Source organism: Streptomyces nanhaiensis (assembly GCF_046614825.1).
GTDB classification, from domain to species: Bacteria; Actinomycetota; Actinomycetes; order Streptomycetales; family Streptomycetaceae; genus Streptomyces; species Streptomyces radiopugnans.
In genome coordinates this window covers 1-22,976 of the sequence record NZ_JBKJFM010000067.1, presented here as the reverse complement: position 1 = coordinate 22,976, position 22,976 = coordinate 1, and the positions used below count along the sequence as shown (strand labels likewise).

Below are 22,976 nucleotides of genomic sequence, written 5' to 3'. Positions count from 1 at the left end.
ATGCGCGTCCCCCGACTCCTCACCACGGCCCTGCTGGCCCTGGCGACGGCGTTCGCCGTACCGGCCGCCCCCGCCTCGGCCGCCGGGAACGCCACGCAGAACGCGGCGGAGAACTACGTGGCCCTCGGCGACTCCTACTCCTCCGGTACCGGCGCCGGAGACTACTCCGACGTGCTGTGCACCCGCAGCGGCAACGCCTACCCGGCCCGGTGGGCGCGGCTCTCCGCACCCGCGTCCTTCACCTTCGCCGCCTGCGGCGGGGCGAAGATCCCGGACGTGCTGAACAACCAGGTGCGGTATCTGGACCAGAGCACGACGCTGGTGAGCATCAGCATCGGCGGCAACGACTCCGGCTTCGCCTCCATCATGCTGACCTGCGTGCTCTCCTCGCAGGCGACCTGCGAGCAGAGACTGGACGAGGCCGCCGACTACGCCCGCGACGAGCTTCCCCGCGAACTGGACGCCCTGTACGCCACCATCCGCGACCGCGCGCCGAACGCCGAGGTCGTCGTCGTGGGCTACCCCTACCTCTACAAGGAGGGCGGCTTCTGCCTGAGCATGGGCTCGGGCAAGCGCACTGCGATCAACGACGGCGCCGACGTGCTCAACCAGGTGATCGCCGGCCGCGCCGCCGCGGCCGGGTTCGCCTTCGCGGACGCCCGTCCCGCCTTCGCCGGGCACGAGATCTGCACGAGTGACCCGTGGATCAGCTCCACCAACATCCACCCCACGGCCGAGGGCCACGAGAAGGGGTACCTGCCGGCCTTCTCGGCGGCCGTCTCGTAGGCGCGTGCGCACCCGCGTCCGGTTCCCCGCGCCCCGGGTGCGGGGAACCGGACGCGGCGGCCCCCTCCTCCCGCCTTCTCCCGTCCGCCGGCGGACGGGATCGCGCCGACGGGCCGGTACCGGTTGCGCGGAGCGGCCCGGCTGTCTAGGTTCCGAACGGTCGGCCGGATCAGAGGGGGAACATGTTCGGGTTAGGACTGGCGTCCTACACGGTCTTCGTCATGGCGGTGCTGGTCATCTGCGTCACTCCCGGCCCCGACATGGTCTACATCCTCACCCACGGCATCAGCCAGGGCACCAGGGCGGGTCTGCTGGCGTCGCTGGGCATGTCGGCCGGTATGGCCTGCCACACCATCGCGGTGGCGCTGGGGGTCGCCACCCTCGTCCAGTCGTCGGAGACGGCGTACCAGGTGCTCCGCTACGCCGGGGCCGTGTACCTGGTCTACCTGGCCTGGCACACGCTGCGGGACTCCTCCGGGACCACCTTCGAGGGGGAGCACACGGCCGCGCCGCCGATGACGGTCTTCCGCAGGGCGACCATCGTCAACCTGCTCAACCCCAAGATCATCATCTTCTACCTCGCCTTCCTGCCGCAGTTCGTCACGCCCTCCGCCGGGAGTCCCGCCCTCCAACTCCTGGTGCTGGGGGTGACGTTCACGGTGATCGGGCTGCTGGTCGACTGTGTGATCGCGCTGCTCTCGGGCCGGATCGGGGAGCGGCTGCGCAAGCGGCCCGGCTCGGGCACCTGGCTGAACCGCCTGGCGGGCGTCGTCTTCCTCGGCCTCGCCGCCAAGGTCGCCATCGCCTGACCGACCGCCCTCCGACCCGCCGTCCCCCGCCGCTCCCCGCCGCCGCCCCGACCGGGCGCCCCGCGGACGCCCCGGGCCCGGTACGGGGCGGAGAGGGGACGAAGACCCGGAAGCTGGAAGAGCGCCACATGTGCACCGTCACGACCGGTACGGCAGGCAGCAAGACCGGCTGCACGACCGGAACCGAGCCCGGAGCCACGACCGGGACCACGGCCGGGACCACGGCCGGGACCACGGCCGGCCGCCCGGGGTCCGACATCTGCGACGAGGGCGACGCCTTCTACCGGCAGGCGCTGACCCGGGGCAGCGCGCCCGCCGCGCAGGCGCCCGGATGCCTGCTGGAACTGGGGCTGCTGCGCCGGTCGCCGGAGAGCCCCGGGACGCTGGTCCCGGTGCCGCCGGACATCGCGGCCGCCAGGCTCGCGCGCCCGATCGAGCGGGCCATCCTGGAGCAGGAGCAGGCCCTGCGGTCGGTCCGGTCGGTGCTGGCCCGCGCGGAGGCGGCGTACCGGCAGATCGGCCGGGAGGTCAACCGCACCGCGGACCTGCTGCTCGGCGAGGAGGCCGTCGACCGGGCCCTGCGCCGGGCCGCCCGGTCCTGCGGGAGCGACGTGATGACCGCCCAGCCGGGCGGCGGCCTGGGTGAGGAGGCACTGGCCCGCGCCCTGCCGGAGGCGCTGGACCTGTGCTCCAGGGGGGTACGGCAGCGGGTGCTGTACCAGCACACCGTGCGCTCCCACGGCCCGACGCTCGCCTACGCGGAGAAGATCACCGCGGCCGGCGCCGAGGTGCGCACCCTGGCCGAGGCGTTCAACCAGGTCACCGTCTTCGACGGCGCCGTCGCCTTCATACCCGCCGCGCAGGAGCACCAGCCGGCGGCCCTGTCCGTGCGCCACCCGGCGATCGTGCGCTACCTGGTGAACGCCTTCGACTGCGCGTGGGACCGGGCCGAGCCCGTCTTCCGCGGCACGGACCGGTGGCAGCCGCACGCTTTCACCTCCCAGACCCGGCGGGCCGTACTGCGCCTGATGGTGGAGGGGCACACCGACAAGGCGATCGGGAGCCGGCTGGGCGTGAGCCCCCGCACCGTGGCCAACCACATCAAGTGGGCCGCGGACCACTTCAGGGCCGGCAGCCGGGCCCAACTGGGCTACCTGCTCGCCCGGTCCGGGCTCCTGGACTCCCAGCGGCCGGACGGGCGCACCCGGTTCGGCTGAACGGCGTGCTCCCGGGACCGCGGCGCGGGATGCCGGGCGGTTCCGGGTTGGCCCGGTTTCCGCCCATGTACAACGCCTTCAGGTTTACGCATTGCAGCATCATGCCCCGCGGTGCTCACTTCCCCCCGCCCGCGCGGGTTGGACAGCATGTCCCCCGTATCGCACAGCCCGGTGCGAATACCGGAGCGCAGGCGCATCTCCCCTGGAGGATGGGTGGACCTCTCGCTGTCCGAACTGAAGCGGCGGAAGATCGGAATCTGCCTCTCGGGAGGACTCTCCTCCCTCGCGCTGGCCTCCTGGCTGCACGGCGGCGGATACGACGTGGAGGCGTTCGTCCTCGACATCGGCCAGTGCCCGGAGAAGGACTTCCGCGAGTTCACCGGCGCGGTGCGCGCGGCCGGCATACCGGTGCACGAGGTGGACGCCCGGCGCGCCATGGCCGACGCGGCGCTCGACGTCGTCGCCTTCCAGGCCCACTACGACGGGGGCTACTGGAACACCACGGGCCTGTCCCGGGCCGTCATCGTCGAGCACGCGGTGCCCGGGCTGCGCCGGGCCGGCGTCGGCGTACTGGCGCACGGCTGCGTCGGCGGCGGCAACGACCAGCGCCGCTTCGAGCGCTACGGCGCGCACTTCGCGCCGGACCTCGCGGTCTTCGCCCCCTGGCGCGACCCGGAGGTGCTGGCCGCCCTGCCCGACCGGGAGGCGATGGCCCGCCACATCGCCGCGGCGGGCCTGGTGTGCATGCCGGGAAACACCGCGGAGCACTCCGTCGACGGCAACCTCGCGGGCACCTCCCACGAGGACGCCGGCCTGGAGGACCTGGGCACCACGGCGGCGGGCCTGGAGCGGCTGATGGGCGTGTCGCCCCGGCAGGCGCCGGACCGGGTGGAGACGGTCTCCGTCACCGTCGAGCACGGCCGCCCGGTGGCCCTCGACGGCCGCCGCCTGCCGCCGGAGGAACTGCTGGAGCTGGCCAACACCGTCGGCGGGCGGAACGGGCTGGGCCTGACCGACGTGGTGGAGCACCGCATCAACGGCACCAAGTGCCGCGGGGTGTACGAGGCGCCGGGCATGGAGCTGCTGTCGCACGCGGTGCGCGCCGCCTACGAGACGGTCACCGACCGGGGCGCCGCGGACACCGCGCGGTTCCTCGCCCGGCAGCTCGCGGTCTGCGTCTACGAGGGGACGGCGCACGGCCGTACCGCCCGGGCGGCGCGGGCCGGTCTGGCCGAGATCGCCGGCCCGGCCGACGCCACCGTCCGGCTCGACCTCTACAAGGGCGGCGTCGTCGGGCGGGCGCTGCCGGAGATCGGCGGGGGCGCCGACGTCCTGCGGCAGCGCCGGTTCACCGGCGGAGGCGGCCACAACTGGGACTCGGCGCCCCTCTCCGGGCCCGCCTCCGGATGACCCGCGGGCGGCTTCCGCGCCTTCCCGCGCACTCGCGCACACCTGTCCACTCGCTCACAGGGGAACAGACATGCTTCAGCGCACATTCGGCCGGCTGGGCTGGCGGGTCGGGGAGATCGGCTACGGGATGTGGGGGGTCGGCGCCGGTCCCGGCGGCTGGCAGGGAGCGGACGACGAGACGAGTCTCGCCGCCCTCCAGCTCGCCGTGGACCTCGGCTGCAACGCGTTCGACACCGCGTGGATCTACGGCCGCGGGCACAGCGAGGTCCTGCTGGGGAAGCTCCTCGCGGCCAATCCGGGCAAGGGGCTGAAGGCCTTCACCAAGATCCCTCCCAAGGACCGGAGGTTCCCCTCCACCCGGGATTCCGACGTCGACGACGTGTTCCCGTACGACCACGTCATGGAGTACACCGAGAAGAGCCTGCGCAACCTCGGCGTCCCCCGTGTGGACCTGATGCAGTTCCACGTGTGGGAGGACCACTGGGCGCGGGACGAGCGCTGGCTGGCCACCGTCGAGGCGCTGCGGTCCTCGGGCATGGTCGACGGGATCGGCATCAGCATCAACCGCTGGGAGCCCTGGAACGCGACGGAGGTGCTGCGGACCGGCCTGATCGACAGCGTCCAGGTCATCTACAACATCTTCGACCAGGCGCCCGAGGACGAGCTCTTCCCGCTCTGCCGGGAGCTGGGCATCGGCGTGATCGCCCGCGTCCCGTTCGACGAGGGCACCCTGACCGGGACGCTGACGAAGGACACCACCTGGCCCGAGGGCGACTGGCGGGCCTCCTACTTCGTGCCCGAGAACCTGCACGCCAGCGTGGACCGCGCGGAGGGGCTGAAGAAGATCGTCCCCGACGGCATGACGCTGCCCGAACTGGCCCTGCGCTTCATCCTGCAGAACGACGACGTGCACACCGTGATCCCCGGCATGCGCCGCCCCGGGCACGTCTCCGCCAACATCGCGGTCAGCGACGGCCGCCGGCTGCCCGAGGAGCTGATGCGCGAGCTGCGCGCCCACCGCTGGGACCGGGAGCCGACGGAGTGGTCGCAGTGAGCGCCCCCGTACGGCCGGCGGTGCTGGCCCTGTGGTCCCCGCCGCGGGCGATGTCGACGGCCTTCTTCCGGATGATGGTGCAGCGCGGCGACTTCCGCGCGTACCACGAGCCGTTCTCCGAACTGGCCGCCGGGCACCACGTCGAGGTCGGCGGGCGGCGCCTCGCCACGCCGGAGGAGGTGCTGCGGGGGTTCACGGCGGAGTCGGCGAGGACGCCGGTGTTCTTCAAGGACACCACCGAGTACCCGCACGCCCGCCTCTTCGACGCGCTGCCGCTGGCCGAGGCCGTCACGCACACCTTCATCGTCCGCGACCCGCGGCGCGCCATCGAGTCGCACCACGCGGTGAACCCCGACGTGAAGCTCCCGGAGATCGGGTTCGAGCACCAGTACGAGATATTCGACCGGGTCCGCCGGGAGACGGGGCGCGACCCCGTCGTGGTCGACGCCGACGTCCTCGTCGAGCGCCCCGGCGACACCGTCCGCGCCTACTGCGAGGCCGTCGGCATCCCCTACGACGAGCGGGCCCTGTCCTGGCAGTCGGGGGAGCGTTCCGAGTGGAGCCGCACCAGCCGGTGGCACAGGGACGTCGCCCGCAGCTCCGGCTTCCGGCAGAGCGACCGGCGCCACGCCGTCACGGTCGACGACAGCCCGGTGCTGGCCGGCTACCTCCGGCACCACCTGCCCTTCTACGAGGAGCTGCGCTCCCACTCCCTCGTCCTGCCCGCCGTCTGAGGGCCCGCGCGCCACCGCGAGCCCCGCCGCACGCGACACGCAGCACACAGCCGCCGCGCGCCCCGTCGCGCGGCGGCCCGCACGGCCCGCACAGCCCAGCCCGCACAGCGCCCCACCCGCACAGCCCGTACCGCAGAGCAGTCCTGGAAACGCCTGGAAACGCCTGGAACCACACTCGATTGGGGTCCACGATGCCAGCCAGCACGTCCTCGCCCGCGCTGCCCGATCCCAACGGACGCCGCGTACCGTACCCGCGGGGCACCGCGACGACCCTGCACCTGATCGAGGAGCAGGCCCGTGCCACCCCCGACGCCGACGCGCTGTACTACGACGGCGCGACGCTGAGCTACCGGGAGCTGGACCGCAGGGCCAACTCCCTGGCCGCGATGCTCGTGGACCACGGCGCGCGCCGGGAGACGCTGCTCCCCCTGCTGGTGAGCGACGGGATGGAGCTCCCGCTCGCGATGGTCGCGGCGATGAAGGCCGGAGTCCCCTTCATCCCCTTCGACCCGGGCTGGCCCCGGGAGCGGATCGGCGCGCTGCTGCGGGGCCTGGGCACCGACATCGCCGTCGTCTCCCCGCGCACCCCGGCCCAGGCGGCCGGCTGCGCCCGCGCCCTCGTGGCCGACCACCGGAAGCTGGACGGCACCGACGCCGCCCCCGCCGGCGGGCGCCCCGGCCGTACCGACCTCGCCTACGGCTTCTTCACCTCGGGCACCACGGGCCTGCCCAAGTGCACGCTCAACGTGCACCGCGGCCTGCTCAACCGGTTCCTCTACATGACCCGCAGGTTCGGCGCCGGGCACGTGGCGCTCCAGAACAGCCGGTCGGTCTTCGACTCGTCGCTGTGGCAGTTGCTGTGGCCGCTGACCATGGGCGGCAGCGTCGTCATGCCGCGCCGCGACGGGCTGCTCGACCTGGAGCGCACCGTCGACCAGATCGGCCGCCACGGGGTGACGATCACCGACTTCGTGCCGTCGATCTTCACCGTGCTCGTCGACCTGCTCGCCTCGGACCCGGCGCTGGTGCGGGCGGCCGGCTCCCTGCGGCACGTCCTGCTGGGCGGCGAGGCGATCAACGTGGAGGCGGTCCGCAGGTTCCACGGGCTGCTGCCCGGCACGGCGATCACCAACACCTACGGCCCCACCGAGGCGTCGATCGGCAGTGTCTTCCACACCGTCACCGCGGGCGCCGGCGGTGACGGCGGTGACGGCGGCACCGGTGAGGAGATACCCGTCGGCCGCCCCATCGACAACACCTCGGCGGTGGTCGTGGACTCCTCGATGCGGCGCCTGGGCACGGGCGAGACCGGCGAGATCCTCATCGGCGGCGACTGCCTGGGACTGGGCTACCTCGGCGACCCGGAGCGCACCGGGGCGGCGTTCGTGCCCAACCCCTTCCCCGACGTCCCCGGCGACCGCCTCTACCGCACCGGCGACCTCGGCCACTACCGGGCCGACGGCTGCCTGTACTTCGTGGGGCGGCGCGACGACCAGCTCAAGGTGCGCGGGGTGCGGATCGAACCGGCGGAGGTCGAGCGGGCGCTGCTGACGCTGCCGGGGGTCCAGGACGTGCGGGTGGTGCTGCGGGGCGAGGCCGACGGCCAGACCCTGGTCGCGGCCGTGGTCGCCCGCGAGGACATCGACCTCGCGGACACCAGGGCGCGGGCCGGGAAGCTGCTCCCGGCCGAGCTGGTGCCCGACCGGTTCGTGCGGATCGAGAGCATGCCCCTGTCCCCCAACGGCAAGGCCGACCGCCGGGCCCTGGCGCGGCTGCTGGACGGGCCGGACGCGGCGGAGCGGAGCGCGGCTGAGCGGGCCGCGGCGCCCGGGAGCGGCGGCGCCGGGGGCGGTCCGGCCCCCGGCGGCGACCCGGAGCGGACCGTCCGCTCCCTGTGGGCCGAGCTCCTGGGCGTCACCCCCGGCCCGGGGGACGGCTTCTTCGAGATCGGCGGCACCTCCCTCAGCGCCCAGCGGCTCGTACTGCGCCTGCGCGACCTGTTCGGCCTGCGCCTGTCGGTGCGGGACATCGCCGAGGCGCCGACCGTCGCCGCCCAGGTCCGGCTGATCGCCCGGGGCGGCCCGGAGGCCGGGGAGGCGGCCGTCCACCGGGAGATGCTGGCCGACGCCGCCGCCCTGGAACCGGACTCCCCGCAACCGGCCGCTCCGGAACCGGCCTGTCCGGCGGCCGTACCGCACCCGCGGTCCGCGGCCGTCGCCCCGCCGCGGCACGTCCTCCTCACCGGCGGCACCGGATTCATCGGCATCCACCTGCTGGACGAGCTGCTGCGGTCCACGACGGCCACCGTCGCCTGCCTGGTCAACGCCGGGGACGACGCGGCCGCCCGCGCCCGGCTCGACGCCCGCGCCCGCCACTACGGCCTGCCCGTCGGCAGCGGCGACGACCGGGTCCGGGTCGTGCGCGGCGACCTCGGCGCCGATGGGTTCGGGCTGTCCGGGTCCGGCTTCCGGGAACTGGCCGAGTGGACGGACACGATCGTGCACGCGGGCGCGGAGGTCAACCTCGTCTACCCCTACCGGCGTCTACGCGCGGTGAACGTGCTCGGCACCCGTGAGGTGGTCCGGCTCGCCCGCACCGGCCCCGGGCCGGCCAGCCCCGTGCACCACCTGTCGACGCTCGGCATCCTGCCCCGCGTGTCCCACGGCGGCCCGGTGCCCGACGAGGACGCCTTCCCCGCGGCCGAGGAGGTGCCGGGCGACGGCTACAGCCGGAGCAAGTGGGTCGCCGAGGCGCTCCTGCGCGAGGCCCGGCGGCGGTACGGCCTCCCGGTGAGCCTGTACCGCATGGGCGAGGTGATGCCGCACTCGCGCACCGGCGTCCTCAGCCACGGCGGCAGCCTCGCCGAGTTCGTCCTGACGGCGTGCGCGGAACTCGGCGTCCGCTTCGAGACGGGGGCGCGGGGCGACTTCACCCCGGTGGACAACGTCAGCCGGTTCATCTCGGCGGCGGTGCGCGAGTGCCGCCTGGGCGAGACCTTCCACGTGGTGCAGCGGGAACCGACCCGGCTGGACGACCTCATGGGGCGCTTCGGCCCGGCGCGCGACCTGCGGCACGTGACGTACCGGGAGTTCCGCGAACTGGTCGCGGCGCAGAGCTCCCCCTCCCTCCAGCGGCTGGCCATGGTCCTGCCCGACCCGGACGACGGGCCGGGGGACCTGGGCGGGCTCTTCCGGGACGTCCCCTCCCCCGAATTCGGCCGCAACTGCCACGAGCTGGTGCGGTCCCTGGGCGTGGAGTGGCACGAGACCGTCCCCGCCGCGGACGGCTGAACAGGCCGGGCGCGCACCGCCTCCGCGTCCCGCCCGCCTCGCCCGTCCCGCCGGTGGTTCCGCCGGCGGGACGGGCGCCGTCGCGTCCCCGCCCGCGGCGCGCCAGGGCCGAACGGCCCGGCGGACACCGGTATCCGGGTATCGAACGACGTGCCCCGTGGCCTGGCAGGAGGGACCTTCGCCGGGCCGGGGAAAGGCGCTCGCGATGGAAGGCTTCAGATGAACGCCGGCGCGTCCCGCCGGCGGAGAACCGGGCCCGGAAGCCGGGCGGGGAGCCTTCGAGGAGCAGCCATGTCCTTCCACGTCCATTCCGAGGCGGGCCGGTTGAGGCAGGTCGTCCTGCACCGGCCCGGCCTGGAGCTGAAGCGGCTGACGCCCTCCAACAAGGACGAGCTGCTCTTCGACGACGTGCTGTGGGTCAAGCGGGCCAGGGAGGAGCACGACGCCTTCGCCGACACCCTGCGGGACCGCGGCGTGCGCGTGCACCTGCTCGCCGACCTGCTCGCCGAGACGCTGGCCCGGCCCGCCGCGCGGGAGATGGTGCACGACAGGGTCTTCGACGAGCGGGAGTTCGGCCCGCTGGCCACCGACCGCATACGCGCCTTCTTCGACTCCCTCGACCCGGTGGAGCTGACCACCCTCCTCATCGGCGGCATCACCCAGCGGGAACTGCTGCACCGCACCGGCGACATACCGGGCGTGCGGCTGCGGACCGCGGCGCCGGACGACTTCCTGCTCGCCCCGCTGCCCAACCACCTGTTCACCCGCGACACCTCCTGCTGGGTGTACGACGGGGTGAGCGTCAACCCGATGAGCAAGCGGGCCCGGCGCAGGGAGACCGTCCACTTCGAGGCCGTCTACCGGCACCATCCGCTGTTCGAGAAGGGGGAGTTCGCGCTCTGGAGCGAGGGGCAGTCCGCCTACCCGTCCACCATCGAGGGCGGTGACGTCCTGGTCCTGGGCAACGGGGCCGTCCTGGTGGGGCTGAGCGAGCGCACCACGCCCCAGGCCGTGGAGGCCCTCGCCCTGCGGATGTTCGCGGCGGGGTCGGCGCGCCGCGTCGTGACGGTCGCCCTCCCCAAGCGCCGCAGCTTCATGCACCTGGACACCGTGATGACCATGGTCGGCGGCGACACCTTCGTGAAGTACGGCGAGCTGGGCATGCTGCCGACCGCCACCGTCGAGCCCGGCCCCGACGGCACCGGCCTGCGGGTCACCTCGCACGCGCCGGAGCTGATGCACGAGGTGATCGCCGACGCGCTGGGGCTGGACTCGATCAGGGTGCTGAGCGCCACCCAGGACGTGCACTCCGCCGAGCGCGAGCAGTGGGACGACGGCTGCAACGTGCTGGCCGTGGAGCCGGGCGTGGTGCTCGCCTACGAGCGCAACGTCACCACCAACACCCATCTGCGCCGCAACGGCATCGAGGTCATCACCATCCGCGGCAGCGAGCTGGGCCGCGGGCGCGGCGGGCCGCGCTGCATGAGCTGCCCCATCGAGCGCGACGCCGTCTGAGCGCCCCGCACCCGCCGCGACCGCCGTACCCCGTACCCGCCGCCCCCGGTCCACCGTCCCGTCCACGGCAAAGGAGCCGTTCCATGACCACCACCAGCCTGCGGAACCGATCGTTCCTGAAGGAACTGGACTTCACCGTGCCCGAGTTCCGCCACCTGCTCGACCTGTCCGTCCGGCTGAAGGCCGACCGCTACGCGGGCACCGAGCAGCAGCGGCTGCGCGGGCGGAACATCGCCGTCGTCTTCGAGAAGACCTCCACCCGCACCCGCTGCGCCTTCGAGGTCGCCGCGCACCAGCAGGGCGCGCACGTCACCTACCTCGACCCCGCCGGCTCGCAGCTCGGCCACAAGGAGTCCGTCAAGGACACCGCCCGGGTGCTGGGCCGCTACTACGACGGGATCGAGTACCGGGGCAGCGACCACGGGAAGGTGGAGGAACTCGCCCGGTACGCCGGGGTGCCGGTGTGGAACGGCCTGACGGACCAGTGGCACCCCACCCAGTCGCTCGCGGACGTGCTGACCGTGCGGGAGCACACCGACAAGCCGCTGGGCGAGGTCCGGCTGGCCTACCTCGGCGACGCGCGCAACAACGTGGGCAACTCCCTCCTCGTCGCGGGCGCGATGCTCGGCATGGACGTGCGGATGGTCGGTCCGGAGGCGATGCGCAACGCCCCCGCCGTCGTCGAGCGGGCCCGGCGGATCGCCGGCGACACCGGCGCGCGGATCACGCTCACCGACGACCTGCGCGAGGGGGTCGCGGGGGCGGACTTCGTCTACACCGACGTGTGGCTGTCCATGGGCGAGCCGGCACGGCTGTGGGACGAGCGCATAGCCCTGCTCAGGCCGTACCAGGTGAACACGGAGACGCTGGAGGCGACCGGCAACCCGCGGGTGCGGTTCATGCACTGCCTGCCGGCCTTCCACGACGACACCACCACCGTCGGGGCGGAGGTCCTGGCGCGGACGGGGATGAAGGCCCTGGAGGTCACCGACGAGGTGTTCGAGTCGGAGCACTCCATCGTCTTCGACCAGGCGGAGAACCGGCTGCACACCATCAAGGCCGTGCTCGTCGCCACCCTGGCCGGGTGAGGGAGGTGGACCGCATGCGCATCGTCGTGGCACTGGGCGGCAACGCCCTGCTGCGCCGGGGGGAACGGCCGGACGCCGCCGTGCAGCAGGCCAACGTGCGCGCCGCCGTGGCCGCCCTGGCGCCGCTGGCCCACCGGCACGAGCTGGTGATCACCCACGGGAACGGCCCGCAGGTGGGGGTGCTGGCCCTGCAGAGCGCGGCCGACCGTTCACTGAGCTCCCCCTACCCCTTCGACGTGCTGGGCGCCGAGACCCAGGGCATGATCGGCTACTGGCTGCTCCAGGCCCTGCAGAACGCCCTGCCCGGACGCCAGGTCTGCGCGCTGCTCAACCAGACCCTGGTGTCGGCCGCCGACCCGGCCTTCGCCCGCCCGACCAAGTTCGTCGGCCCCGTGTACGGGCGGGAGGAGGCCGAACGGCTGGCCGCCGAGCGCGGCTGGACGGTCCGCGAGGACGGCGGGCGGTGGAGGCGGGTGGTGCCCTCGCCCCGGCCGCAGCGGGTCGTGGAGACCCGGCTGATCCGGCTGCTGCTGAACTCCGGCGCCGTGGCCGTCTGCGCGGGCGGCGGCGGTGTGCCGGTGGTCCGCGACGAGCGCGGCCTGCTCACCGGTGTGGAGGCCGTCGTCGACAAGGACCTCACCGCGGCGCTGCTGGCCGAGGCCCTGGACGCCGACGCGCTGCTGCTCCTGACCGACGTGCCCCACGTGGTGCGCGGTTTCGGCACGCCGGACGCCGAACCCATCATCCGCACCACGCCCGCCGCGCTGCGGTCCCTCGACTTCCCGGACGGCTCGATGGGCCCGAAGGCCGAAGCCGCGTGCCGGTTCGTGGAGCTGACCGGCGGCATGGCCGCCATCGGCTCCCTGGACGACGCGCGGGCCATCCTCGACGGCGCCGCCGGCACCGTCGTCACCCCCAGCGGCCGCCACCCCGAGGGCGGCCCCGACGCGGCGCAGGACCCGACATGACCAGACACGGCAAGGCTCCGGTCCCCGGAGCGGACGCGGACCTCCCGGCCGGCGCGCGGGACGCGGAAGACACGAGGGCCCCGCGGAGCACCCGGGGCGAGGCGGACGGAGACGGCCCGGGGGAGGCGGGAGGCCCGGGGAGGACGGAGAAGGGGGAGAAGCGCTCCCGGTTCCCGTCGGCCTTCACCGTCCTGGCGGCCGTCACCGTCGCGGTGTGGGCGCTGACCTTCGTCATCCCGCCCGGCCGCTACGACACCGAGGACGGCGCCCCGGTCCCCGGCACCTACCACCCGGTCGAGCTGACCACCGGCTTCTGGGACCGGCTCAAGGACCTGTTCCTGGCGCCCGTCAACGGCCTGTACGGAGTGACCGACGCCGAGTCCGGCCTCACCTCGCCCGGTGCGAGCGGGGACTTCGCGGGCGCCGCGGGGGTCTTCCTGTTCATCCTGGCCGTCGGGGCGTTCATCACCGTGACCATGCGCACCGGCGCCCTCACCGCGGGCGTGGCACGCCTCGCCCGGCGGCTGCGGCACCACCGGGCCGTGCTGATCGTCGTGCTGATGGCCGTGTTCTCGCTCGGCGGCACCACCTACGGCATGGCCGAGGAGACCCTCGGCTTCTACGGGCTGATGATCCCGCTGGTGCTGAAGCTCGGCTACGACCGCATGGTCGGCGCCTCCGTGATCATGGTCGGGGCCGGGGTCGGCACCCTCGCCTCCACGGTGAACCCCTTCGCCACCGGGGTCGCCTCCGACAGCGCGGGCATCGGCACCGGGGACGGCATCGTCCTGCGGCTGCTGATGTGGGTGGTGCTCACCGCGCTGGCGGCCGGCTACGTGCTGCGCTACGCGCGGCGCGTGGCGCAGGACCCCTCCCGGTCCCTGGTCGCCGCCACCGAGGAGGACGACGCGCTGCGCGCCGCCGACGGGGCGGACGGGGCCGCGCTCACCGGCCGGCAGCGGGCCGTGCTCGGGGTCTTCGCGGCCACCTTCCTGTTCATGGTCTTCGCCGTGGTGCCCTGGTCCGACCTCGGCATCGGCCTCGTCCCGACACTGGGCTGGTACTTCGCCGAACTGGCGGCCCTCTTCACGGTCGCCGCGGTCGCGGTCGGCCTCATCGGCGGGCTGGGCGAGAAGGGCACGGTGAACGGGATCACCGCGGGGGCGGGCGAGTTCGTCGGGGCGGCGCTGATCGTCGCGCTGGCGCGCGGTGTCACGGTGATCATGAACAACGCGGCCGTGACCGACACCATCCTGGAGAGCCTGCGCGGCGCGGTCTCGGGCACCTCCTCGGCCGTCTTCGGGGTGCTGGTGTTCCTGGTCAACATCCCGCTGGCGTTCTTCGTGCCCTCCTCGTCCGGCCACGCGGCCCTGGCCATGCCGATCCTGGCGCCGCTGGCCGACTTCGCCGGCGTCGGCCGGGCGCTGGTGGTCACCGCCTACCAGTCGGCCTCGGGCTGGGTGAACCTGGTCACCCCCACCTCCGCGGTGGTCATGGGCGGCCTGGCCCTGGCCAAGGTCCGCTACGACCGGTACCTGCGCTTCGTCGCACCGCTGATGGGCGTACTGCTGGTGGTGGTCGCCGCCTTCCTGGCCGTCGGCGCGGCGGTGTCCTGACGGGGCCCCGACGGGGGCGCCCGGCCGGTTCCCCGGTGCCGGCGGCACCGGGGAACCGGCCCGCTCAGCCCTCCAGCGCCTCGCGCCAGGTGCGCACCGCGTCCGGGGAGACCGGGGTGTCCCAGCCGCCGAGGCGGGCCGCGCCGCCGATGTGGAAGGCGGTCACCCCGGCCGCGCGCAGGGCGGGGACGTGGCCGAGGTCCAGGCCGCCGCCGGCCATCAGGAGCGGGAGGTAGCCGGGCTCCCCGGCGGCCGTACGGGCCGCCTCGGCGCACAGGACGGCCAGGCCCGCCGCCACGCCGTCCGCGGAGCCGGCGGTGAGGTAGGCGTCCAGGCCCGGGTAGCCGTCGAGCCGTTTGCGCAGCCCGGCGCGGTCGGCGCAGCGGTCGATGGCGCGGTGGAAGGTCCAGCGGCAGCCGGGGACGGCGTCGAGGACGGCGCCGATCGCGGCGAGGTCGGGCTGCCCGGTGTCGTCGAGGAAGCCGAGCACGAACTCCTCCGCCCCCTCCGCGCGCAGGCCGCGCGCCCGCTCGCGCAGCGCCTCCAGCGCCGCCTCGCCGCCCGCCGCGAACCCGTCCGCCGCGCGCAGCATCACGCGCACCGGCAGGTCGGTGGCCTCCCGGACGGCGGCGAAGGTCTCACGGGCGGGGGTGAGGCCGTCGGAGGCCATGTCGCCGACCAGTTCGAGGCGGTCCGCCCCGCCGGTCTGCGCGGCGATCGCGTCCTGGGCGTCGAGGGCGATCACTTCGAGGATTGGTCTAGACATATAGCGGAGCCTGCCATATCGCGGGACACGCCGGGAAGACGGGGCACACAATTGCGTCATGGCCACGCCGAAGAACCGCCATCCGGCCCACGACGGACTGCGCGAGCGCTGGGTCCGGACCCTCCTCGCCGTCCGCCGCCCGGAGGCGGACCTGCCCGCGGACACCCCCTCCCCGTACGCCTACGCCGACGACCTCCTCGCGCGCTGGGCCGAGCCCCACCGCCGCTACCACACCACCGACCACCTGATCGCCGTCCTGGACCGCGTCGGCCTGCTCTCCGCGCACTGCTCCGGCCCCGGGGAGGTCGCCGCCGTCTCGCTGGCGGCCTGGTTCCACGACGCCGTCCACCTCCCGGACCGCTCCGCCAACGAGGAGCGCAGCGCCCGCCTCGCCGAGCGCGCCCTGGCCGAGGCGGGCGCCTCCCCCGCCCTGGCAGCCGAGGTGGCCCGGCTGGTCCGCCTCACCGCCGGCCACGACCCGGCCCCCGGCGACACGGGCGGCGAGGTGCTCTGCGACGCCGACCTCGCGGTGCTGGCCGGGTCGCCGCAGGAGTACGCGGCCTACGCCGCGGCCGTCCGCGAGGAGTACGGCTTCGTCCCCGACGAGGCCTTCCGCACCGGACGCGCCGAGGTCCTGCGCCACCTGCTGGGCCTGCCCTCCCTGTACCGCACCCGCTACGGCCGGGAGCACTGGGAGCACACCGCCCGCCGCAACCTGGCCACGGAGCTGGAACTGCTGTCGGCCGGCGAGGGCGGCGGGGCGGACGGCGGGGCGAGCGGTGCGACGGACGGCGGGGAAGCCCGCAGCTCGGGGGCGTAAAGAACTTTCCGGCACCAAGGGGGCGAACGGGAACGGCGAGGAATGGGGGAACCGCCGGTGATGTTGGGCCCGTACATGCCCCATCCCGATCCCGGCGCCGCCTCCGGTGAAACCCCCGGCACCCCGCCCGAGTCCTCCGCCGGCGCCGCGCCCGCGGCCGTTCCGCGCCGCACCGAGCGTCCCCGCATGCCCCTGGCCGTCTACGTCCTGGGGCTGTCCGTGTTCGCGCTCGGCACCTCGGAGTTCATGATCGCCGGGCTGCTCCAGCCGATCGCCCGCGACATGTCGGTGTCCATCCCGCAGGCCGGGCTGCTGGTCTCCGCCTTCGCCGTCGGCATGGTGGTCGGCGCCCCGGTGCTGGCCGGTGCGACGCTGCGGCTGCCCCGCCGCACCACGCTGGTGGCGCTGCTGGCCGTCTTCGGGGCCGGGCAGGTGGCCGGCGCCCTCGCGCCGACGTACGAGGTGCTGTTCGCCTCGCGGGTGGTGAGCGCGCTGGCGTGCGCCGGGTTCTGGGCGGTGGGCGCGGCGGTGGCCGTGTCGCTGGCCCCGGCGGGCGCGAAGGCGAAGGCGATGGCGGTGATGATCGGCGGGCTGAGCGTCGCCAACGTCCTGGGCGTACCGGCCGGGGCGCTCCTGGGGCAGCACGCCGGCTGGCGGGCCGCGTTCTGGGCGGTGGCCCTGCTGGCGGCGGTCGGGGTGGCCGGGGTGCTGGCGCTGGTGCCGCCCACCCGGCCGCCCACCGGAGCGGACCGGCCCGTGCTCCGCCGCGAGCTGCGGATCTACCGTGACGGCCAGGTGTGGCTGGCGCTGGTGATCACCGCGCTCAACGCCGCCGCCACCTTCTGCCTCTTCTCCTACCTCTCCCCGCTGCTCACCGACACCGCCGGTCTGGGCGAGGGCTGGGTGCCGACCGTGCTGGCGCTGTACGGGGTCGGCGCGCTGATCGGCGCCGCGCTCGGCGGCCGGGTCGGCGACGCCCACCTGTTCGGCGCCATGTACGCCGGTCTGGCCGCCACCACCGCCGTGCTGGCGCTGCTGGCGCTCACCGCGCACCTCCCGGTGGCGGCCGTCGGGCTGGCGCTGGGGCTGGGGGTGACCTCGTTCTTCACCGCGCCCGCCATCAACGCCCGGATGTTCGAGGTGGCGGGCGCCGCCCCCACCCTGGCGGGCGCGACGACCACCTCGGCGTTCAACATCGGCAACACCATCGGCCCCTGGGTCGGCGGGCTGGTGATCACCGCGGGCTGGGGCTACACCGGCGTCTCCTGGGTCAGCGCGCTGCTGGCCGCCGCGGCCGTCGGCGCGACGGTGGCCGCCTCCCGGTGGCACCGGCGCACCTCCTCCTCCCGCGTGGTGGCCGGCTCACCCGCGGACGCGGCCGCCGACGGCTCCGCACCGGTCACCGAGGCGGCGGGCTGACCCGTCCGGGCGTGAGCGTCCTCTCACCGGAACGCCCCGGTACGTCCTGTTCGGGGTACGGCGTTAACCTCGGTGACCAGTGAACCCGCAGGCCGCCCGCGGCCGGCGTCCCGCGTTCCGAGCGCGCCCGGGCGTCCGGGGGACACGGACCACGGGTGAGAGGACATGCGAGATGGACGTCTTCCGGAGGCACAACGTCACCGTCACCGGCCGGGAGGACGGGCCGGTGGTGGTGCTGGCTCACGGATTCGGCTGCGACCAGAACATGTGGCGCCTGGTGGCGCCCGTCCTGGCCGAGGAGTTCCGGGTGGTGCTCTTCGACCACGTGGGCTCCGGCGACTCCGACCCCTCCGCCTGGAACGAGAAGCGGTACTCCTCGCTGGAGGGGTACGCGCAGGACGTGCTGGAGATCTGCCGCGGGCTGGAGCTGCGGGACGTGACGTTCGTGGGGCACTCGGTCAGCGCCATGATCGGGGTGCTGGCGGCGCTGCGCGAGCCGGAGCGCTTCGCCGGGCTGGTCCTGCTGACCCCCTCCCCGTCCTACATCGACGACGGCGAGTACCGGGGCGGCTTCAGCGAGGCCGACATCGAGGAGCTGCTGGAGTCGCTGGAGAGCAACTACCTGGGCTGGTCGTCGGTGATGGCGCCGGTGATCATGGGCAACCCGGACCGGCCCGAGCTGGGCGAGGAGCTGACCAACAGCTTCTGCCGCACCGACCCGCGCATGGCCCGCGTCTTCGCCCGCACCACCTTCCTGTCCGACAACCGCGAGGACCTGGCCGGGGTGACCGTGCCGACGCTGGTGGTCGAGTGCGCGCAGGACACCCTGGCCCCGCGCGAGGTGGGGGCGTTCGTCCGGGACAGGATCGCCGGGAGCACCCTGGTCACCCTGGACGCCCACGGGCACTGCCCGCAGCTGAGCGCCCCGGGGCCGACGGCCGAGGCCATCGCCTCCTTCGCGAGGGCGCGGTGACCTCCCGCGCGGGCCCCGGACCGGACGGACCGGACCGGCCGGAGGCCGCGCCGGGACCGGGGGGCGGCGGGGACCTGGAGGCCGATCTGGAGGACGACCCGGAGGACCTGTACGAGAACACGCCGTGCGGCCAGCTCTCCACCCTCCCCGACGGCAGGATCGTCAAGGTCAACGCCACCCTGCTGGACTGGCTCGGCTACCGCCGCGAGGAGCTGGTCGGCCGCCGCACCTTCTCCGACCTGCTCACCGTCGGCGGCAGGATCTACCACGAGACCCACCTCGCCCCGCTGCTGCGGATGCAGGGCCGCATCGGCGGGATAGCCCTGGAGATGAAGGCGGCCGACGGCAGCCGCCTCCCGGTGATGGTCGCCTCCACGGTGCGGGACGGCTCGGGGGGACGGCCACCGCTGGTGCGCACCTCCGTCTTCGAGGCCCGCGACCGCCGCGCCTACGAGACCGAGCTGCTGCGCGCCCGCCGGGAGGCCGACCGCGAGCGCGAACGCGTCCAGCAGCTCGCCACCACCCTCCAGCGCAGCCTGCTGCCGCCGGCCCTGCCCGGCATCCCCGGCACCGAGCTGGCCGCGCACTACCACACCGCCTCGGCCGACGAGGTCGGCGGCGACTTCTACGACCTGTTCCCCGTCTCCGGCGGACGCTGGGGGCTGTTCCTCGGTGATGTGTCCGGCAAGGGCGCCGAGGCGGCGGCCGTCACCTCCCTCGCCCGTTACTCGCTGCGCGCCGCGAGCGCCTCCGACCCCGACCCGGTCAGGGTGCTGGCCAACCTCAACACCGTCCTGGAGCACGAGAACCACGGCGCCGACCCGCGCTTCTGCACCGTCGTCCACGGCCTGCTCACCCCCGGCGAGCACGGCTGCGGCCTCGTCCTCGCCAGCGGCGGCCATCCGCCGGCCCTGCTGCTGCGCGCCGACGGCACCGCCGAATACCTGCACACCCCCGGAGGCCAGCTGGTCGGGGTGCTGCCCAACGCCCACTTCACCGCCACCACCGTGCGCCTGGCCCCCGGCGACACCCTGCTGCTGTACACCGACGGGCTGACCGAGGCCCGCACCGGCCGCCGCGGGAAGCGGTACGGAGGGCGCCACGAGGAGCGGTACGGGGAACGCTACGGAGAGGAGGCCCTGCTCGACTTCGCCGCCGGACTGGCCCCGACGAGCGCCGCGGGCGCCGTCGCCGCCGTCGGCGCCCTGCTGGAAGGCCTGGGCGAGGGCGTGGACGACGACACCGCCGTGCTGGCCCTCGGCGTCCCCGCCCCCCGGGAGGACCCGGACGGGCCCGACGGACCCGGACGGGCCTGACCGGCAGGGCGGGCAGGGCGGGCCGGAGCCGGTCAGGGTGCCGTGACCACCCGGCGCGCGGGCCTGCGCCGCCGCAGGCCCGCCTCCGTCAGCCGCCGCAGCAGCTCCTTGCTGCCCACCTCGACCGCGCCCAGCCGTACCGCCCGCTCGTAGCGGTGGGCGGGTACGTCGTAGTGGTCGCGGTCGAAGGCGCGGCGCGGGCAGCCGGCGGCGGCGGCGAACGCGTGCAGCTCCTCGTAGGAGACGTCGCTGACCAGGTGCGACCACAGCATCCCGTGGCCCGGCCACTCGGGCGGGTCGATGTAGACGGTCACCGGGCGCTTCCCAGCTCCCCGACGGGCGCCACCGCCGTCGCCGTCCGGCCGCACACCCAGTGCGGGTCCGGGCCCAGCTCGGGCTCGACGTCGAGGGCGTGCTCCTCCGGACCGCCGCACAGCGGGCAGCCCGGCCAGCGTCCCCGGCGGTCCAGCAGGGCGTCCTGGACGTCCTGGGCGATCAGGCCCGCGACGAAGGAGGCGCCCTCGGGCCACTGCTCGACCCACCAGCGGCGGTGGGAGACCGCCTCCTCGACCAGCGAGACGACCTCGGCCTCGGCGATGCCGCAGGCGGTGAGGTCGGCGAGGACGAGCGCCCGGCCGGTGTGGAGGGCGCGTTCGAGGCCGCGGGGGCCGGAGTCGCGGGGATCGGAACCGGGGGAAGGGGGATGCTCCTCTGTCATAGCCCTTCCATTGGAGCAGACGACCGGTGGAACCGCCCCGCCCACCGCGGCCGCGGAAGGCGACGGACGTCTTGACGGCCCCGCACGGCGAAAATATCTTCCGCCATGTGAACAACACAATGAAGGAAAGTTTCTCCGGTGCGGTCCGCGACACCGCGCCGGGCCGTCGCCCCGGTCCACCCGAACCAGCCGCCCTCGCCGCCAAGGTGCGCACCATGGCCCCCTCGATGACCCGCTCCATGCAGCGCGTCGCCGAGGCCGTCGCCGGCGATCCCGCCGGATGCGCGCAGCTCACCGTCACCGGCCTCGCCGAGCGCACCGGCACCAGCGAGGCCACCGTCGTGCGGACCTCGCGCCTGCTGGGCTATCCCGGCTACCGCGACCTGCGGCTGGCGCTGGCCGGACTCGCCGCGCAGCAGGCGTCCGGCGCCTCCCCGTCGGTGACCGCCGACATCGCCGTGGACGACCCCATCGAGGACGTCATAGCCAAGCTCGCCCACGACGAACGGCAGACCCTCGCCGACACCGCCGCCGGGCTGGATCCCGGCCAGGTCGAGGCGGCCGTGCACGCCATGGCCTCCGCCCGCCGGATCGACCTCTACGGCGCCGGCGCCTCCGCCCTGGTCGCCCAGGACCTGGCGCAGAAGCTGCTGCGGATCGGCCTGGTCGCCCACGCCCACGCCGACCCGCATCTGGCCGTCACCGGCGCCGTGCAGCTGCGCGCCGGCGACGTCGCCCTGGCGGTGACCCACTCCGGCCGTACGGTGGACGTGATCGAACCGCTGCGCGTCGCCTTCGACCACGGTGCCACCACCGTGGCCGTCACCGGCCGCCCGGACGGGGAGATCGCGCAGTACGCCGACCACGTGCTGACCACCTCCACGGCGCGCGAGAGCGAACTGCGCCCGGCGGCCATGTCCAGCCGGACCAGCCAACTGCTGGTCGTGGACTGCCTGTTCATCGGCGTGGCACAGCGCACCTACGAGACCGCCGCCCCCGCGCTGTCGGCCTCCTACGAGGCGCTGGCCCACCGCCACTCGCCCCGGCAGCGCTGACCGTCCCTCCACCCCGCCCCGCGACCGCACGACCCACCGGCCGCCCGAGCAGGACCGCCCAACCCCCCACACCCATCCCCGGGCGCCGGCACCGGTGGCCGGCCCCGGCACCCGGAAGAACGGAAAGAGCCGCACCGTCATGACCTCCTTCCCGACCGCCGCCGGCCACGGACCCGGTGATCCCGGCCGCGATCCCGGCGATCCCGGCGCACCCGGCGCACCCGACGACTCCCGCGCCCCCCTCGACCCCCTCGGCCCACTCGCCCCGGACGGCGCGTACGGCCGACTGCGCGCCGAACTGGACACGCTCACCACCGAGGCGTTCCGCAGCGACCTGTCCGAGATCGACCGGCTCCCCACCCTGGAGATCGCCAGGGTCATGAACGGGGAGGACGCCACCGTCCCCACCGCCGTCGCCTCCCAGCTCCCGCGCATCGCCGCCGCCATCGACGCCACCGCCGAGCGGATGGCGCGCGGCGGACGGCTGGTCTACGCGGGGGCCGGGACGGCCGGGCGGCTGGGCGTACTGGACGCCAGCGAGTGCCCGCCCACCTTCGACACCGACCCCTCCCAGGTCGTCGGGCTGATCGCGGGCGGCCCCGAGGCGCTGGTCAGCGCGGCCGAGGGCGCCGAGGACCGCGCCGACCTCGCCGCCGCCGACCTCGACGGGCTGGGGCTGGGCCCCGGCGACGTGGTGGTCGGCGTGTCGGCCTCCGGGCGCACCCCGTACACCGTCGGCGCGGTCGAGCACGCGCGGCGGCTGGGGGCGCTGACGGTCGGGCTGTCCTGCAACTCCGGCTCACCGCTGGCGGCGGCCGCCGACCACGGCATCGAGGTCGTCGTGGGACCGGAGCTGATCACCGGCTCCTCCCGGCTCAAGGCGGGCACGGCCCAGAAGCTGGTCCTCAACATGATCTCGACCATCACCATGATCCAGCTGGGCAAGACGTACGGGAACCTGATGGTCGACGTGCGCGCCTCGAACGAGAAGCTGCGGGCCCGCTCCCGCCGTATCGTCTCGCTGGCCACGGGGGCGAGCGACGAGCGGATCGAGTCGGCGCTCGCGGCCACCGGCGGCGAGGTGAAGAACGCGATCCTCACCATCCTGGGCGAGGTGGACGGCCCCACGGCCGAGCGCCTGCTGAGGGAGTCCGGCGGGCGGCTGCGCACGGCCCTGGAGGCGGCACGCGGCTGACGGCCCGCCCCGCCCGGCCCGGACGTCCCGGTCGCGGCGCACCCGTCCCCGGCCGCAGGCCCGTGCGCGGAACGGAACCGGAGAGGCCGCCGGCCCGCGGCCGGGGCCGGCCGACCGCTCCATCGTCGCCGCGAGTCCGCGCTGCCCCTGCTCCTTGACCGCCATCAGCAGGTCGCCCTGACCGGTGAAGTGGCGGTAGGCGGCAGTCGGCGAGACCCCGACCCTGC

The 22,976-nt window shown here is 74.6% G+C and carries 20 protein-coding genes; 17 read left to right on the top strand and 3 right to left on the bottom strand.

Annotated features, from left to right (window positions below; translation table 11 throughout):
* The 11 genes from ACLIYP_RS16270 to ACLIYP_RS16220 all read left to right on the top strand — a co-directional run bounded on the left by ACLIYP_RS16270 (position 1) and on the right by ACLIYP_RS16220 (position 14,487).
* Positions 1–786, top strand: coding sequence for an SGNH/GDSL hydrolase family protein (locus ACLIYP_RS16270; RefSeq protein ID WP_412713856.1), 786 nt, complete (start codon positions 1–3; stop codon positions 784–786).
* Positions 787–968: 182 nt separating this feature from the next.
* Positions 969–1,595 carry a LysE family translocator gene (locus tag ACLIYP_RS16265; RefSeq protein WP_412713855.1) on the top strand — a complete coding sequence of 209 codons (627 nt, stop codon included), beginning with the start codon at positions 969–971 and terminating at the stop codon, positions 1,593–1,595.
* 128 nt (positions 1,596–1,723) lie between these two features.
* Entirely contained in the window at positions 1,724–2,812 is a 1,089-nt protein-coding gene (locus ACLIYP_RS16260; protein ID WP_412713854.1) for a helix-turn-helix transcriptional regulator, read from the top strand.
* A 213-nt stretch (positions 2,813–3,025) separates the two neighbouring features.
* Positions 3,026–4,222, top strand: coding sequence for an argininosuccinate synthase domain-containing protein (locus tag ACLIYP_RS16255; protein ID WP_412713853.1), 1,197 nt, complete (start codon positions 3,026–3,028; stop codon positions 4,220–4,222).
* Positions 4,223–4,292: 70 nt separating this feature from the next.
* Positions 4,293–5,276, top strand: coding sequence for an aldo/keto reductase (locus ACLIYP_RS16250; protein ID WP_412713852.1), 984 nt, complete (start codon positions 4,293–4,295; stop codon positions 5,274–5,276).
* Positions 5,273–6,010, top strand: coding sequence for a sulfotransferase-like domain-containing protein (locus tag ACLIYP_RS16245; RefSeq protein ID WP_412713851.1), 738 nt, complete (start codon positions 5,273–5,275; stop codon positions 6,008–6,010). Before ACLIYP_RS16250 ends, ACLIYP_RS16245 begins: the two co-directional genes overlap by 4 nt.
* A 191-nt stretch (positions 6,011–6,201) precedes the next feature.
* Positions 6,202–9,300, top strand: a complete 3,099-nt coding sequence (locus tag ACLIYP_RS16240) for a non-ribosomal peptide synthetase (protein ID WP_412713850.1) — start codon at positions 6,202–6,204, stop codon at positions 9,298–9,300.
* Between the two features lie 291 nt (positions 9,301–9,591).
* On the top strand, positions 9,592–10,815 hold the full coding sequence (locus ACLIYP_RS16235; RefSeq protein ID WP_412713849.1) for an arginine deiminase: 1,224 nt from the start codon (positions 9,592–9,594) through the stop codon (positions 10,813–10,815).
* Between the two features lie 83 nt (positions 10,816–10,898).
* A complete protein-coding gene (gene argF, locus ACLIYP_RS16230; RefSeq protein ID WP_412713848.1) occupies positions 10,899–11,903 on the top strand; it encodes an ornithine carbamoyltransferase in 1,005 nt (334 codons plus the stop codon).
* A 14-nt stretch (positions 11,904–11,917) separates the two neighbouring features.
* Positions 11,918–12,871, top strand: a complete 954-nt coding sequence (arcC, locus tag ACLIYP_RS16225) for a carbamate kinase (RefSeq protein ID WP_412713847.1) — start codon at positions 11,918–11,920, stop codon at positions 12,869–12,871.
* Complete coding sequence (locus ACLIYP_RS16220; RefSeq protein WP_412713846.1) at positions 12,868–14,487, top strand: YfcC family protein; 1,620 nt, start codon at positions 12,868–12,870, stop codon at positions 14,485–14,487. Before arcC ends, ACLIYP_RS16220 begins: the two co-directional genes overlap by 4 nt.
* A gap of 64 nt (positions 14,488–14,551) precedes the next feature.
* Here the strand turns inward: ACLIYP_RS16220 and ACLIYP_RS16215 are convergent, their stop codons facing one another.
* A complete protein-coding gene (locus tag ACLIYP_RS16215) occupies positions 14,552–15,253 on the bottom strand; it encodes a copper homeostasis protein CutC (protein WP_412713845.1) in 702 nt (233 codons plus the stop codon).
* 58 nt (positions 15,254–15,311) lie between these two features.
* Here ACLIYP_RS16215 and ACLIYP_RS16210 point away from each other — a divergent pair, with 58 nt between their 5' ends.
* From ACLIYP_RS16210 to ACLIYP_RS16195, 4 genes are all read left to right on the top strand, one after another.
* Positions 15,312–16,073, top strand: a complete 762-nt coding sequence (locus ACLIYP_RS16210) for an HD domain-containing protein (protein WP_412713844.1) — start codon at positions 15,312–15,314, stop codon at positions 16,071–16,073.
* A gap of 186 nt (positions 16,074–16,259) precedes the next feature.
* A complete protein-coding gene (locus tag ACLIYP_RS16205) occupies positions 16,260–17,492 on the top strand; it encodes a Cmx/CmrA family chloramphenicol efflux MFS transporter (protein WP_412713861.1) in 1,233 nt (410 codons plus the stop codon).
* A 172-nt stretch (positions 17,493–17,664) separates the two neighbouring features.
* Entirely contained in the window at positions 17,665–18,465 is an 801-nt protein-coding gene (locus tag ACLIYP_RS16200; RefSeq protein ID WP_412713843.1) for an alpha/beta fold hydrolase, read from the top strand.
* Positions 18,462–19,781: a SpoIIE family protein phosphatase gene (locus ACLIYP_RS16195; protein ID WP_412713842.1), complete on the top strand. Its 1,320-nt coding sequence runs from the start codon at positions 18,462–18,464 to the stop codon at positions 19,779–19,781. Before ACLIYP_RS16200 ends, ACLIYP_RS16195 begins: the two co-directional genes overlap by 4 nt.
* Positions 19,782–19,813: 32 nt before the next feature.
* Here ACLIYP_RS16195 and ACLIYP_RS16190 read toward each other — a convergent pair whose 3' ends face one another.
* Together ACLIYP_RS16190 and ACLIYP_RS16185 are read right to left on the bottom strand one after the other, a co-directional pair.
* Positions 19,814–20,095, bottom strand: a complete 282-nt coding sequence (locus ACLIYP_RS16190) for a DUF4031 domain-containing protein (RefSeq protein ID WP_412713841.1) — start codon at positions 20,093–20,095, stop codon at positions 19,814–19,816.
* Positions 20,092–20,499: a hypothetical protein gene (locus ACLIYP_RS16185; protein ID WP_412713840.1), complete on the bottom strand. Its 408-nt coding sequence runs from the start codon at positions 20,497–20,499 to the stop codon at positions 20,092–20,094. The genes ACLIYP_RS16190 and ACLIYP_RS16185 overlap by 4 nt, the downstream gene beginning before the upstream one ends.
* Positions 20,500–20,618: 119 nt before the next feature.
* On the opposite strand from ACLIYP_RS16185, the gene ACLIYP_RS16180 reads away from it, so the two are divergent.
* Positions 20,619–21,554 (top strand): MurR/RpiR family transcriptional regulator, encoded by a 936-nt coding sequence (locus tag ACLIYP_RS16180; protein ID WP_093659185.1) that lies wholly within the window; start codon positions 20,619–20,621, stop codon positions 21,552–21,554.
* 139 nt (positions 21,555–21,693) lie between these two features.
* Positions 21,694–22,749, top strand: coding sequence for an N-acetylmuramic acid 6-phosphate etherase (gene murQ / locus ACLIYP_RS16175; protein WP_412713839.1), 1,056 nt, complete (start codon positions 21,694–21,696; stop codon positions 22,747–22,749).
* Positions 22,750–22,976: the final 227 nt, after the last annotated feature.